This is a genomic window from Ruoffia sp. FAM 26255, from assembly GCF_045528525.1.
Lineage (GTDB): Bacteria > Bacillota > Bacilli > Lactobacillales > Aerococcaceae > Ruoffia > Ruoffia tabacinasalis.
On the sequence record NZ_JBGQQX010000012.1, the window covers coordinates 28,992 to 42,791 of the forward strand.

The following is a 13,800-nucleotide window of genomic DNA, read 5'->3' on the forward strand; positions in this document are numbered from 1 at the left end:
ACTCTTCCGATTCTTCTGATGTTTCTTCTTCAGTTGACTCTTCTGATTCTTCTGATGTTTCTTCTTCAGTTGACTCTTCCGATTCTTCTGATGTTTCTTCTTCAGTTGACTCTTCCGATTCTTCTGACTCTTCAGTTGTTTCTTCCGATTCTTCTGACTCTTCAGTTGTTTCTTCCGATTCTACTTCTTCTTCTTCGACAACAGTTGATACTTCAGATTCTACGCTTTCTGTTGCTTCTTCTTCAGCGCCACAGGCAGCTAATATAAACATTGATCCTAATAATAGAGTACCCTTTAATAAATTCTTTTTCATTAATGTCATCTCCTTTTTTTGGTAAGTGTTTACCTTCGTGATACAAAGGCAAAATTACTTAAATTTAGTTTATAATAGAATCATTTATTTGTCTAGTAATGACTCTGGTGTTAGTACTGTCGATTAGATATTAGTATGATTATTTTCTTGATTTGTGCTTTATACTCAGAATCACTTATTTTATCTAGATAAAATAAGGCTTTTTCAATATATCGTTCAATGAGTACTTCGGTGTCGTGATAAGCGCCGGTTTCTTTCATCATTAATGACAACTTATCTAATGATGCTTCGTCCCACTCAACCGTTTCATTAACATAACGTCTTACCGAGTCACTCTTCTCCATTGCAAGTAGTAATGGTGCCGTGTAATTTCCATTTGGAACATCTTGCATACTTGGTTTTCCGGAAGTGCCTGCCGGGACTAAAAAATCAATTAAATCATCTTGTAATTGAAAAGCAATACCTAAATAGGTTCCAAGTAATCTTACATTTTGTGCTTTTCGGATGTCATTATTTGCTAGATAGTAGCCACCTGAAGCTGACAGTCCGAATAACATGGCTGTCTTTCCTCTTATTTGACGAATATAATCAATCATTGTCATCTCTTTATTAAAGGTATTAGCTAGTTGACGCAATTCACCACTCATAATATTTTCTAAAATCCACTTATTGCGGTTTTGGAACTGAACTTCATCAATTAAATCAGATACTAAACGGCCACTGTAGCTAAAGAGATAATCACCTGCATAAACCGCGATTTTATTACTTTGTGCTATGTGCATCGCTTCAATACCACGTCTTAAATCGGCGCTATCAATCACATCATCATGAATCAACGTTGCTAAATGCAGTAACTCAATCGCTGCCGCATATGTAATTATTTTTTTGTTCATACTGCCGTTTTCCATATAGAAAAACATCAAAGATAAACCTGCACGTAGATATTTACCTGGCGCATCAATGTATTCTTGTATCTTAGCTTCTATTTCGGGTATGCGAATAGAAATACCTTTACGCATGGTTTGTTTAGTTTCTTTTAAGGCTTTTTCTATCTCAGGATACTCACGCCAAATCTCATGTATCAATGTTTTTTTCTCCCATCTATAAACATTATAAAAATATAAAAAACCAGGATTTAACGAAGATAGGTCTACTTTCTATCCGTTAAAATCCTAGCTTTCGATTTAAAATAATCTATTCTTTTATCCTATATTATCTGTGTAGATATGCTTAGGTTTCCCCCATATCCAACCATCGAATAGTTTACCTAACCATGGCATTACATAGTAGTCTAATCCAAATGCTCGACCTGCCCCCATCATTAAAGCAATTGCAGCTGGGATGAACCACATGTTAACCCATACAAACATTCCTGATAAGCAGAACATTGCTACTAAGACAACAGTTAAACCACTTACTAGGAATGTGAATAATCCAGCAATTAAAGCTAAACCAATTCCTAATTCTACTAATGACATCATTTTTTGCATGAATAATGCAACATCTTGATTTGGCATCATGAATTCCATAATTGATGCGAACCAACCTGGCATTTCATCAAAGACTAACATTGGCTCTTCACCGTAAACATAGTTTAAACTAAAGATTTGTTCTGCCACTTCAACAACTTCTTCTGTTTCAGTTGCTGACGCTGCACTTGTTACTTCTTCTTGTAACCAAGGGAACGGGAAGACAACTTCATCTTCAAACCAAGATTGACCACCAAACATACCAAATGTTTTCTTCAACCCTTCAACTAACCACATAGCTCCATAGAAGAGACGTAATGGCACTGACCATAAAATATTACCATGAGCAGATAAGTGACCACGGAAAATATTACGTTTGTGTTTGATTGTAAAGAATTCGTGACGAACATACAACCATGCATAGTAGAAACTTCCAATACTTAAGAAGTAAATCACGTTAGCTGCATGTTTAATGAACATGGCGATAAAGCCTTGAACACTGTATTTATCATAGAGATAAGCTACACCATAAGTTGATCCAATAGATACCATGTTACCATCATATTTACCTTCGAATTCTTCTTTTTCAGTACCACTAATTTCTGAAATGATTGATGTTGCTGCAACATCACCTGTTAACTCTGCCGCTTGAACGATTTGAGGTGTAGGCATGTTGTTGTTTGTTGGATCTTCATAATAAACTAAATCTCCAGCTACGAATACATTGTCGTATCCTTTTGCTTGCATGTATTGGTCTGCTACTAAACGACCAGCACGTGCTTGTTCAACACCCCATTCACTAGCATCAGTATTCGCTTTAATACCTGCAGTCCAAATTGAAGTATATGTAGCAATTTTCTTACCTGAAGCAAGTTCAATATGATCTTCCGCGATTTTAGCAATTCCATCACCTAAAGTAATATCAATGCCTTTTTTACGCATATATTTCATAGCGCGCTCTTGTTCTTTTTCTGTAACAGTATTTAAAATCTTTGGAGCAGCTTCTACTAAATGGAATGAGATTTCATCTGGATTTAATTTGTGTTCTTCAGCTAAGATTGGTAACCATTCAACTAATTCACCAATCATCTCAACACCAGTAAAACCTCCACCACATACTAAGAATGATAGCAATGCACGACGTTTAACTGGGTCGTGTTCACGCGCAGCTTTATAAACCATATCAATAATATGTTCACGAACGCGTTCTGCATCTTCCATTGACCATAATGTGAATCCATTCTCTTTCACTCCGTCGATACCAAAATCATTTGGCTCAGCACCAACAGCTAATACTAAATAATCAAATTTATAATTGCTTTGTTCTCCAATAACAACATTGTTATCGTGATCAATTTCAGATACATTATCTGTTACTAATTTTACGTTGTTCAAACGATGGAAAATACGACGTAAATCATATTTAATTGCATCTGGTTCTAAACGTCCACCCGCAATTTCATGTAATTCAGTCATATATGTTAAATATGAATGACGGTCAACTAATGTAATATTGACAGTTTTGTCTTTTTTATATTTCTTACCTAATTTTCTTGCCGCTGCAACACCGGCAAAGCCAGCACCTACAATTACTATTTCTTTTGCCAATTATATTCACTTCCTATCAAATAATTTCGTTCATAGTATACCGCTAGTATTACGTTTTTACAATGTGTTTTTTACTTTAATATTTTTTTCACAAGTAATTTCGTTGTTTATCCCATAGGAACAAAACTACTAGCTCGCCATTTCACATATTATTTTTTTTATTGTATTTATAATATCAAGTGATCGATGCTATCTAAATACGAATTTTATACTAATTCAATGATTAAAAATGGTGTTTATTTTTTCACAAACACTTTTTTTGAATCACATGAATCTCGGCTTGTAGCTGAATTCACATATACAAACAATAAAATGCCGCTGTACATCAATGAGTGATATACAGTGGCGTTTGTAAGTGATTATTTATTATTTTTAACTGATTTTGGTAATATTAGTGTGGCTTCAGGATAAGTAAAACGGGAATCTTTGCGATATAGACCTCTGAAATTTTCAACGATTGCTTTTTGTGCGACATCTTTACCTTGAGTGATTCTTGAAATTATTGTTTGTGTCATTTCATAGCCTCCTGATTATGTATGTTCTTTTACCTTATCTAATTTAACATACTCATCAAATGACTTTCTTTAAAGTTCCCTAAGAAATCGCTAGTCTTTTCATGAGTTTATCTTTAACTAAATGTGAAGTTCTCACGAATAATAAGTAATTGCTCATTCATTCTCAAAAAAAGACAACCGATTTAATAATCAGCTGTCTATTATATGTTATAAATTATTCTGCAGACTCTTCAGTAGTCTCTTCAGTCGTTTCTTCTGCTGATTCTTCTGTTGTTTCCTCAGCTGTTTCTTCTGAAGTTTCTTCCGTAGATTCTTCAGTTGTCTCCTCAGTTGATTCTTCTTCTGTTGCTGCTTCATTGTTTGCATTTGCAAGATCAATTAAGTCTTGAACAGCGTTTTGTAAGTCTTCGTCATGAATTTCATATCCAGTATCTTGGAGTAATTGACCTATCACTCCATAAGCGAATTGGCTATCAGCAAAGCGTGAAGTAACGTATTGTTCTTCAACATCTTCACGAACATCTTCTAATGGTTGTTTTTCACCATTATTGATTGTGCGAATAACGTGGAAACCGTATTGTGATTCTACAGGCGTTTCTGTCATTTTACCGTTCTCTGAGTTTATTACTGCTTCTTCAAATTCTGGAACCATTTGTCCGGCCGGGAATGGTTGTAATAATCCACCGTTTTGTGCAGTTGAATCTAATGACACTTCTTGTGCTACTGCATCAAATTCTTCGCCATTATTAATGCGTTCAATCACATCTAAGGCTTCTTCTTCTGTTTCAACTAAGATATGTTGAGCTTCCATTAAAGGTGAATATTCATTTTCATAGTAGTTTGTAATAGCTTCATCTGACATGTCTATTTGGCTTTCTACAACTTCTTGGAACATATTTCTTACAAAGATTTGGTAAGTATATGTTTCGATATCACTTAAGCCTTGGTATGCTAATAATTGTTGGAAAACTTCTTCCCCACCCGCTTCGTCGATCTGAGCTTGGACTTCTTCTTCCGCTGCAGTTCTTAGTGCTTCAGCATCCGATACATTTTGTTCTAAGACAGTTTCTAGAATGATTGTTCTCAATGTTGTATCACCAGCGATAGCTTTCATTGATTCATATAATTCCTCTTTAGTAATATCCTCGCCACCTACAGTTGCAATGACCTCACCTGCTGATTCTTCTTGTGCCATTACTGAGGCAATACTACCTAGTCCTGAAAGTAATAATGTTGATGTTAAAGCAACTAATGATACTTTTTTTAGCGTTTTTTTCATAAAGTTTTTGGCTCCTAACTATTTTTAAATATGTTACAAATATATCATACTTTATCTATTTGAACTCCATGTTAATATATTAATCTAGGAAAATTCAAACAAATTGATTTAAGTTCATTTAAATTAATTAATTATTAAGATTAATTTCTTCTACTTGTTCTTCAATATCTTCGTTTAAATCCTCGATATGACGTTGAATCCGATTAATTCTTGGCGTGGTTTCTTCTTCGAAATGTTGTAACGATGTTTGAATACCATCTGTCGCAGTTTTAACACTATCCATGCCTTCTTGAGTTAATTTCTGCACTGACATTCTTAAATTGTCTACTTTATAACGAACATCATTCACATCATCCGTTGTCGTATCAATAAAGTGCTTCAAATCTTCACGCGTTTCTTTACCGCTCTTGGGCGCATTCATTAACCCTGCTAGTCCTCCAAAGAAAGCTCCCCAAAATAATCCTGATTTAAATCCAACCATATAAATACACCTCTTTAATTTTCTTTGATTTGTGACGCAATTAATGCTGCTCTTTCATTGAACTCTTCTTGTGTATAGCTGTCTTGATTATTACTAAACTCGATAGCGAATTTATCATCTTCAGTGTAACGTGGTAATAGGTGCCAATGAGTATGGAAAACGGATTGATATGCTAACTCACCATTATTATTTACGATATTCATTCCTTTAACATCAGGAAATGCTTCTTTTATTGCATTTGCAATTTTAGGTAAGCGTTTCGCGACTGCTACCGCAACGTCTTCATCATATTCAAAGATGTTCTCAACGTGTTTTTTTGGTACTACTAAAGTATGCCCTGGAGTTACTTGCGACATATCTAAGAATGCAAATACTTCATTGTCTTCATATACCTTCGCTGAAGGTATATCACCATCTATAATCTTACAGAAAATACAATCTTTCATCTTTATCTTCCTCTCATGTAATTCTTATCTTGTTTATCATACTAGATTTTATCGGAATTACAAAAAAATAACTAGGTAATTGGAGATCAATTTCACAAATAATTCATAAAACCGAATATAATTAGTAAATTCTTCAATCTTTATTCCCCGAAATCTTTACACACATATAGTTTTGATGTGCTATACTTTTATTACACAAGAAGTAAATGGAAAGTAGGTGGCAATTTTGCGCGTCAGTTTTAATTTGAATATGCGTAAGTTTATAACTTTTGTTCTATCAATCATGTTTTTAAGCATTAGTAATGGACAGGTTATTCAAGCCCAAGAAAATAATATAAATGATTCCCAACAAGATGAATTGCCTGACTCTTCTGAGGATCAAGAAATAAATGACAATGTAGATGATGAAAGTATGAGCCAACAGATAAGCATTTCTTTTGAGGAATTTGTTCCTTATGCAAATTTTATAAATTATCAATATCAAGGTGATCAAGTTTACTTTGATGCCCAAGATATTATTATGGAATATTCGCCTGATAGTAACGGAATTTTTCAAGTGACGTCATTTTCTGGCCAAGAAGCTATCGCTTATGTGTATCAAATCCGTGATACAGGCTTTTATGAACTCGCTTCTTTCAATGATTATTATGTTGTAGACGATTTACGTTACTCACCAGAAGCAAGTGATAATGATGAATCGCTCATTTTACCGAGTGATTTAACTATTGGATCAAGCTTTTCAAGTGGATACAACAAAGAAAAAAGACGCAAGGTATCCGAATTAATAAGTTCATATGATGTAGGTGGCCAAACCTTTAATGATGTTCTTCGTATTGAAGAACAGGCGCAAGAAGATAGTGGTTCTGTTACTTATAATTACTACTTTGCCCCAACTGTCGGTATTATTGTAATTGAACGAACTGCTTCAGATGGTACAACGCAACGTGTCTTACAATTAATTTCTGCACAAGGTTCAAGTCAATAAGCAAAATACCTTCTAACGATGAGTACTTTTTCAAGTAGCTTCGTTAGAAGGTATTTTTTATTTATGATTTGATAACCAATTTTTTTGGTCTGTATTTGCGACGTGTTCTTTATGATACATCTGAAGAACTGAGATACGCTCGAGTAAAAAATTCCCAAGGAAGCCGACAACAAAGCCAGCTAAAATCCCAGAAATTGATAAAACCGGAAGATAATTCATCACGGAGAACGATCTTGCAAATAAGGCTGCTACACTTAGTTGTCCAATGTTGTGCATTACCCCTCCGAGAACAGAAATCCCAATAATACTCACCTTATTAGGTCCTAGTTTTTTCGACCATAACATTGCAAAGTAACTTAACAATCCCCCCGATAAACTATAAAAAAACGTTGACATATTACCACCAATTAAAGCAGTGAGTACAGTTCGAATTAACACGACTTGAATACTTTTTGAAAAAGGCAGTGTGAATATAGCAATCACAGATATTAAATTCGCTAAACCTAATTTAGCTCCAGGAGCAAAGGAAAGAGGTGAAGGGATCGCTCCTTCAAGAATACTTATAACTACTGCCTGTGCAGCTAGCATGGCAATGTACACCATAATTTGATAACGACTTCGTCTCATCTCATTCCTCCATTAAACAACTTATCTATATACTTCCAATTATCTCTCATAACTATTCTCACAGTATACACGTATTTATTTATATTGTTAACCGTTCATGCAAAAATAAAACAAAAGATACTTAACAATTGAATAAAATGAATTGTTAAGTATCTTATTAATTTAAACGCCGCCAGAGGGAATCGAACCCCCATCCTAAGAACCGGAATCTTATGTGATATCCATTACACTATGGCGGCTTAACTTCTCTATTATAGCCATCTTTAGGTTATATTTCAAGATACAAAAAAAGAAGCAGCGCCGTCGCACTACTTCTTTCAAAGATATTCCTTATTAAGACTATAAAGCTTTTATGACGGCATCAGTAAAGCCTATAGTAGTCATCTCTCCACCTAAATCTTTAGTAAAGTTATTTGAATCACTTAAGACGGTGTCTAATGCGTTTCTTAGGCGATTTGACGCATCTTTTTGCTCAATATGATCTAGCATCTGGCAAACCCCCAAGAGTATCGCTGTGGGGTTTGCTAGGCCTTTGCCTGCAATATCAGGGGCTGAACCATGTACTGCTTCAGAAATTGAAATATCTTCGCCAATATTTGCTCCAGGTACTAAGCCTAAACCACCTACTAAACCTGCCATTAAATCAGACAGAATATCACCATAGAGGTTCTCAGTAACTATAACATCAAACTGCTTAGGATTAATGACTAATTGCATCGCCATATTATCGACTAAAATTTCTTTGAATTCTATGGATGGGTACTCTTCAGCTACGCCTCGGGCAACATCTAGGAACAATCCATCTGTCAGCTTCATAATATTTGCTTTTGTCACAACTGTCACACTTTGACGATCATTCGCTTTTGCATATTCAAAGGCTTCGCGTACAATTCGTTCTGATGCGGATCGTGTGATGATCTTAATGCTATGAGCTTCATCATCTGAAATTTGCTTTTCGACACCTGCGTATAAATCCTCTGTGTTCTCTCTAAAGAGAATTAAGTCTAAATCTTTGGTTAAAGATGGGATGGTTCCTAAACTTTTTACAGGACGAATATTCGCGTACAAATCGTATTTCTTACGTAAGGCTACGTTAACACTACGGAAACCTTTTCCGATCGGTGTCATAATGGGTCCTTTTAACACGATCTTATTCTTTTCAATACTTTCATAAACATCATCTGGAATTAATGTACCTTGTTTATTAAAGACAGCTTCACCGCTGCAACAACTTCCCATTCAATTCCAATATCTAGCGCATCTACAATATTCCGTGTACTTTCAGTAATTTCGGGACCAATCCCGTCGCCTGGTATTAATGTAATTTTCACATCAATTGCTCCCTTCATTTTCTAAAATTGATTCTACAAAGATATTGGCATTATCCCTGTAACTGCACCAACTATAACAAAAACAATAAATATTCCTAGTGATACGAGAAGGCCTTTTTTCTGCCAGTCGCCCCACTCCACATTTGTCATACCTAATAATACATAAGCAAAAGGTACTAATGGACTGAATAAGTGGAAAGCTTGTCCCATTAAAGATGCAAAAGTTAACTCTAGGCAGTAAAGCCGTAAGCCGTTCCTGCTTCAGCAAGAATAGGCATCATTCCGTAGTAGAATGCATCATTATGTAAGAAGTATGTACCTGGAGCGGATATAATAGCAACAATGATACCAAAGAAGCCACTTAAGCTTTCTGGAATGATTGAATTCAAACTTGATGCAATCCCATCATCCATTCCAGTTGCTTGTAAAACTCCCATAAATACTCCAGCACCAAATACTGTCATAACAACTTGGTTAGCTTCACTTGCATTATTATCAATACGCTCTTTTTGCAGTGTCAACGACCCGTAGTTTACAAGTAACGCAATAACTGTACCAACCATAAAAATGATTGCTGATGGAATGACATTGGCGATTAATAACCCTATGGCAACAAATACAGTAATCGCATTGATCCAAACATTCTTAGGTCGACGGATATCAAGCGTCTCTTGATCTTCGATAACCATTAATTTCTCAAGTTCATTATTCGATAGATTCACGACACCTAAACGTTTCCGTTCACCGCGACCAATCACATAAGCTACGATAAACATGTGAATAATTCCAGCAATCATCATTGGTGTTAAACCACGCATAACATCTGCTTCACTTACATTCATTACTGCAATCGCACGCGCTGTTGGTCCACCCCATGGTAGCAAATTAATAATTGAATGTGATGTCATTGTTAATACGGCTAAATCTAACCTCTTCATATTTAGACGTTTGTATATTGGCACAAAAGCCGTACATACAATAATCATTGTCGTGGTTCCATCACCGTTTAATGATACTGCGGCAGTCAATGCGACTGTTGCAATCATCACTTTCAGTGGATTTCCTTTTGCAAAACGAATCATAGCGTTTGAAAGCGGGTCGAATAGACCAGCATCAATCATAATTGTGAACATATATATTGCAAAGAATAGCATGATACCTGTCTGCGCTGTACCTAGTAGACCATCCATTGCAGCCTGTCCAATATCAATATTCCATAAGCCAAATAATTGACCCATAATCGCCCATACTATTGGTAGGAAAACTAAGCCAACGAAAGGAGATATCTTTTTCATCATAATTAGAATCATAAAAACAATTATTAATAAATAACCCATTAAAGCAACTATTTATACACCTCATTATTTTATGTTAATTTTAGATGAACAAAAAGTTATTTAATCATCTTTTTTTAAATATTCATTAAGTATATATAACCCAATTAATTTTGATAAGTTAACTTTTGAAATTTAGTCATAAATTTGTGGTTGGTAAGCGTTATTTTCGCCGTTTATATATATCAATATTGTTTTATCGACGTGAATATATTTTTATGTTCATTTATCTCGAATACAAAAAAGCGATTCGTAATAGAACGCTCAAACGTTCTAGTTACAAATCGCTCTCCTTAGACTTAATCTAATAGTGCTTCAAATTCAGCTAATCTTTGTTCAAATACATCTAAAGTTTGTTCGATATAATCACGTTTTGTCATATCTAAACCAGCAGTCTTCATCGTATCGATGGCATACTGACTTTTACCTGATTTCAAGAAACCTAAATAGCTATTTAATGCTTCTTTATCACCATCAGCAATACGATCTGCAAAGGCAGTTGCTGCAGCAAATCCAGTCGCATATTGGAATACGTAGTAATTCATATAGAAGTGAGGGATACGACTCCACTCATTCTTAATTTCAGAATCAGAATTCACAGATGGACCATAATATTTCGCATTTAATTTTTGATAGTTTTCTGACAGAAACTCAGCTGTTAATGGTTGACCGTTACCATCTTGATCGTGGATAAAGTGTTCAAATTCTGCGAATTGAGTTTGACGGAAGACTGTTCCTTTTAATCCATCTAAGAAATGATTTAGAACATAGCGTTGAATATCTTTATCATCATAAGTTCTCAATAAATAATTCGTTAGTAAGTTTTCATTTGTTGTAGATGCGATTTCTGCTAGGAAAATTGAGTAGCTACCGTATTCGTACGGTTGATTCGCATGGGTTAAGTAACTGTGGGCACTGTGTCCTAATTCATGGACGAGTGTATATAATGAATTTAGGCTATCTTGCCAGTTCATTAGAATATATGGTTTGCTGTCATATGTTCCTGATGAATATGCTCCACTACGTTTCCCTTTATTCTCATAAACATCAATCCATTGCTCGTCAAACGCATTGCGAATGATTTCTAAGTATTCTTCACCTAATGGTTGAAGCGCATTTAAAGTAATTTCTTTTGCCTCTTCATAAGTAAAGGCAATTGGAGGTTCACCCAGTAATGGTGTATACATGTCATACATTTCTAAATCATCGATATTTAACAATGATTTACGTAAGTCTACATAACGATGTAATAAGTTTAATCGAGATTCAACAGTTTCTAATAATGTATCGTAGACAGATTCAGGAATATTATTAGTGAATAAAGCTGCTGCTCTCGCTGATTCAAACCCTCTAACTTTAGCATTGTAATTATGTGTCTTAATTTCAGTTGTTAAAGTTTGAGCTAAAGTATTCTCAAATTGTTGATACACAGAGTAGAACCCTTCAAAAGTATCTTTTCTGACGCGTCTATCTGTACTTTCTAATAATTTTCCGTATAGACCATGAGTCAATTGAACGTCATTACCTTCGCTATCTTTCACAGTTGGGAATTGGAAGTCAGCGTTATTTAGGTAGCCGAAGATACGTGTTGCTCCACCAAAAACTTCACTCGCACTGGCTAGTAATAATTCTTGTTCTGGTGGTAAAACGTGTTCGCGATTACGTGCAATATCGTCAATAAACTGATCTAATTCTTTCAGTCTATCATTGTTTGCTGTCATTTCTTCTAGTTTCTCAGCAGGAATAGCAAGTAATTCTGGTCTAAAGAATGACGTCACTTGACTATATTTAGAATATAGTTGCTCGGTTTGAGCATTCATCTTTTGGTATGTCGGATTTGTTTGATCTTGATCATTTTTCAGATGAGCATACACACCTAAGTTAGAAACTTCGCGTCCTAACTCTAATAATGTATCGATAGCTTCACTAAGCACTTCTGGGCTTTCCCCTAATCTGCCTTTGTAAGCTGTAATCTTATCAAGATTATTTTTAGCTTTAGCGTACCCACTTTCAAACTCTTCGTCGGATGCAAATAATGGTGTTAAATTCCATTGATATGTTGCATTCATTTGTTCTCTTGTTTTTACATTTGAATCTGTCATCAATATCCTCCTCATTTAAAATCATATAACTAGTGTATCACATGCACTATTTCTAAACCAATTTGAAGAATCATTATTTTGAAATCCATTCCACATTACTCACTTTTTCTAATATCCCTTTTTGAAACAGTAATATAAGTATTGCAAGACATAAAACTGGATAGATATCACTATAAATGAGCGGTGTTCGAGCTACTTTAATTTCAGAACAAGCTCGAAATTTCTCTATAAAGGCGTCAGTGGTAAATTTATAGTTAAGCTGTCTGATGATTGCCAATGACCAAGAAAAGACAAGCCAACTGGGCGATTGAGTTAATAGCACTTCCCACTGTTCTGTAAAGACCCATTCTGGCATATCAGTTAATACAGTACCTTGTTGATATAATAAGTAAATGGTATTTCTATACGCTTCATTATTCATAATGCCATTTAATTGACGATTATAATTTAAACTCGCTTTAGTTCGCTTTCGCACTGAAATTAACTCGCAATTTTCATCTTGTAAGCTATCTAGTTGATGGAACTCACGAATGGTCATTCTATTTTGTTTCAGTCTATAATTATTTTTCTGATAGATGATTGGTAGATGACGTTGAATAACAATTTCTTTCTTCTTTAAGTTAAGAAATTTCAAGTGAAAGCCCCAGTCATCATTATAATTTAACATTGTCTGCTTCCATCTTTGATTCAAGGCGGTGCTACGCGTTGTGTAATCATCCATCAGCCAGTGCACTTGATTCACTAGCTGTTTATAATTTTGATTTCTTACTATAACATCGGCAGCTGGAATGACGGATCTTTGAAATTCATAAATAACAGATTTGCTACTCTCTCTTTTTACTGTGACATAGACATCTGCAAATTGATTAATTTCTGGAAAATACAATTCAGTTTGAAGAACTAGTTTCTGTATACCTTGCAATTCTTCAATAATTATTTCTTTTCCACGTTTGTGTTCATCTGATTCAAGAGGACTCCTTCGACTCTCTACTAATTGGCACTTTGAATAATGACTAAAAAACCCTTTACCTTTATGACTATCTTTATAAAATACCTTTTGGGCACAAGTCGGGCAATAAAATTCCATTAAATTTGGATACTTAAATTTAACTTCACTAGCATAAATTAATTCGCCTTCTTTTGACATAGCAACTAACATGTAATCAATCCCCCTTATTTATAAATACGCCGATTGTAAAATTAAGCTAGACAACTAAAACAGCCATTTGTGGTACACTCAACTTGTAATTCCGACCAAAGAATACAAAGGAGTGACCACAAATGACCTACACCCATCTTACCACGGATGA

The 13,800-nt window shown here is 34.9% G+C and carries 13 protein-coding genes, 1 tRNA gene and 1 pseudogene; 1 reads left to right on the top strand and 14 read right to left on the bottom strand.

From position 1 onward, the window contains the following. The 7 genes from ACEN31_RS03930 to ACEN31_RS03960 form a co-directional block, all read right to left on the bottom strand. Positions 1 to 313 (bottom strand): hypothetical protein (locus ACEN31_RS03930; RefSeq protein WP_407108705.1); only part of this gene is annotated, 313 nt, incomplete at its 3' end. Positions 314 to 423: 110 nt separating this feature from the next. Next, complete coding sequence (locus ACEN31_RS03935; protein ID WP_407108706.1) at positions 424 to 1,398, bottom strand: polyprenyl synthetase family protein; 975 nt, start codon at positions 1,396 to 1,398, stop codon at positions 424 to 426. Between the two features lie 117 nt (positions 1,399 to 1,515). After that, positions 1,516 to 3,390 carry an FAD-dependent oxidoreductase gene (locus tag ACEN31_RS03940; protein WP_407089730.1) on the bottom strand — a complete coding sequence of 625 codons (1,875 nt, stop codon included), beginning with the start codon at positions 3,388 to 3,390 and terminating at the stop codon, positions 1,516 to 1,518. 359 nt (positions 3,391 to 3,749) lie between these two features. Next, positions 3,750 to 3,905 carry a hypothetical protein gene (locus ACEN31_RS03945; RefSeq protein WP_218931869.1) on the bottom strand — a complete coding sequence of 52 codons (156 nt, stop codon included), beginning with the start codon at positions 3,903 to 3,905 and terminating at the stop codon, positions 3,750 to 3,752. Between the two features lie 214 nt (positions 3,906 to 4,119). After that, positions 4,120 to 5,184 carry a peptidylprolyl isomerase gene (locus ACEN31_RS03950; RefSeq protein ID WP_407089729.1) on the bottom strand — a complete coding sequence of 355 codons (1,065 nt, stop codon included), beginning with the start codon at positions 5,182 to 5,184 and terminating at the stop codon, positions 4,120 to 4,122. 127 nt (positions 5,185 to 5,311) lie between these two features. After that, positions 5,312 to 5,665 carry a YtxH domain-containing protein gene (locus ACEN31_RS03955; protein ID WP_138405069.1) on the bottom strand — a complete coding sequence of 118 codons (354 nt, stop codon included), beginning with the start codon at positions 5,663 to 5,665 and terminating at the stop codon, positions 5,312 to 5,314. 14 nt (positions 5,666 to 5,679) lie between these two features. Beyond that, positions 5,680 to 6,111: an HIT family protein gene (locus ACEN31_RS03960; RefSeq protein WP_407094800.1), complete on the bottom strand. Its 432-nt coding sequence runs from the start codon at positions 6,109 to 6,111 to the stop codon at positions 5,680 to 5,682. A gap of 250 nt (positions 6,112 to 6,361) precedes the next feature. On the opposite strand from ACEN31_RS03960, the gene ACEN31_RS03965 reads away from it, so the two are divergent. Beyond that, complete coding sequence (locus tag ACEN31_RS03965; protein WP_407089727.1) at positions 6,362 to 7,096, top strand: hypothetical protein; 735 nt, start codon at positions 6,362 to 6,364, stop codon at positions 7,094 to 7,096. 57 nt (positions 7,097 to 7,153) lie between these two features. Here ACEN31_RS03965 and ACEN31_RS03970 read toward each other — a convergent pair whose 3' ends face one another. The 7 genes and pseudogenes from ACEN31_RS03970 to ACEN31_RS04000 form a co-directional block, all read right to left on the bottom strand. Then, positions 7,154 to 7,723, bottom strand: a complete 570-nt coding sequence (locus ACEN31_RS03970; protein WP_138405072.1) for a Gx transporter family protein — start codon at positions 7,721 to 7,723, stop codon at positions 7,154 to 7,156. A gap of 167 nt (positions 7,724 to 7,890) precedes the next feature. Further along, positions 7,891 to 7,962: transfer RNA gene (locus ACEN31_RS03975), tRNA-Arg, on the bottom strand. 100 nt (positions 7,963 to 8,062) lie between these two features. Continuing rightward, positions 8,063 to 8,962 (bottom strand): isocitrate/isopropylmalate dehydrogenase family protein, encoded by a 900-nt coding sequence (locus tag ACEN31_RS03980; RefSeq protein WP_235888846.1) that lies wholly within the window; start codon positions 8,960 to 8,962, stop codon positions 8,063 to 8,065. Then, a complete protein-coding gene (locus ACEN31_RS03985; RefSeq protein ID WP_235888845.1) occupies positions 8,911 to 9,054 on the bottom strand; it encodes an isocitrate/isopropylmalate family dehydrogenase in 144 nt (47 codons plus the stop codon). The genes ACEN31_RS03980 and ACEN31_RS03985 overlap by 52 nt, the downstream gene beginning before the upstream one ends. Positions 9,055 to 9,087: 33 nt before the next feature. Continuing rightward, a pseudogene (locus tag ACEN31_RS03990) lies at positions 9,088 to 10,391 on the bottom strand (CitMHS family transporter). Positions 10,392 to 10,687: 296 nt separating this feature from the next. After that, on the bottom strand, positions 10,688 to 12,490 hold the full coding sequence (gene pepF / locus ACEN31_RS03995) for an oligoendopeptidase F (protein WP_138405563.1): 1,803 nt from the start codon (positions 12,488 to 12,490) through the stop codon (positions 10,688 to 10,690). Positions 12,491 to 12,563: 73 nt separating this feature from the next. Beyond that, positions 12,564 to 13,649 carry a competence protein CoiA gene (locus ACEN31_RS04000; RefSeq protein ID WP_138405562.1) on the bottom strand — a complete coding sequence of 362 codons (1,086 nt, stop codon included), beginning with the start codon at positions 13,647 to 13,649 and terminating at the stop codon, positions 12,564 to 12,566. Between the last annotated feature and the right edge of the window lie 151 nt (positions 13,650 to 13,800).

Excerpts from the sequence above, each read along its gene's own strand:
- ACEN31_RS03945 (WP_218931869.1), bottom strand. The coding sequence starts at position 3,905 with ATGACACAAACAATAATTTCAAGAATCACTCAAGGTAAAGATGTCGCA.
- ACEN31_RS03950 (WP_407089729.1), bottom strand. The coding sequence starts at position 5,184 with ATGAAAAAAACGCTAAAAAAAGTATCATTAGTTGCTTTAACATCAACA.
- ACEN31_RS03955 (WP_138405069.1), bottom strand. The coding sequence starts at position 5,665 with ATGGTTGGATTTAAATCAGGATTATTTTGGGGAGCTTTCTTTGGAGGA.
- ACEN31_RS03960 (WP_407094800.1), bottom strand. The coding sequence starts at position 6,111 with ATGAAAGATTGTATTTTCTGTAAGATTATAGATGGTGATATACCTTCA.
- ACEN31_RS03965 (WP_407089727.1), top strand. The coding sequence starts at position 6,362 with ATGCGTAAGTTTATAACTTTTGTTCTATCAATCATGTTTTTAAGCATT.
- ACEN31_RS03970 (WP_138405072.1), bottom strand. The coding sequence starts at position 7,723 with ATGAGACGAAGTCGTTATCAAATTATGGTGTACATTGCCATGCTAGCT.
- ACEN31_RS03980 (WP_235888846.1), bottom strand. The coding sequence starts at position 8,962 with ATGGGAAGTTGTTGCAGCGGTGAAGCTGTCTTTAATAAACAAGGTACA.
- pepF (WP_138405563.1), bottom strand. The coding sequence starts at position 12,490 with ATGACAGATTCAAATGTAAAAACAAGAGAACAAATGAATGCAACATAT.
- ACEN31_RS04000 (WP_138405562.1), bottom strand. The coding sequence starts at position 13,649 with ATGTTAGTTGCTATGTCAAAAGAAGGCGAATTAATTTATGCTAGTGAA.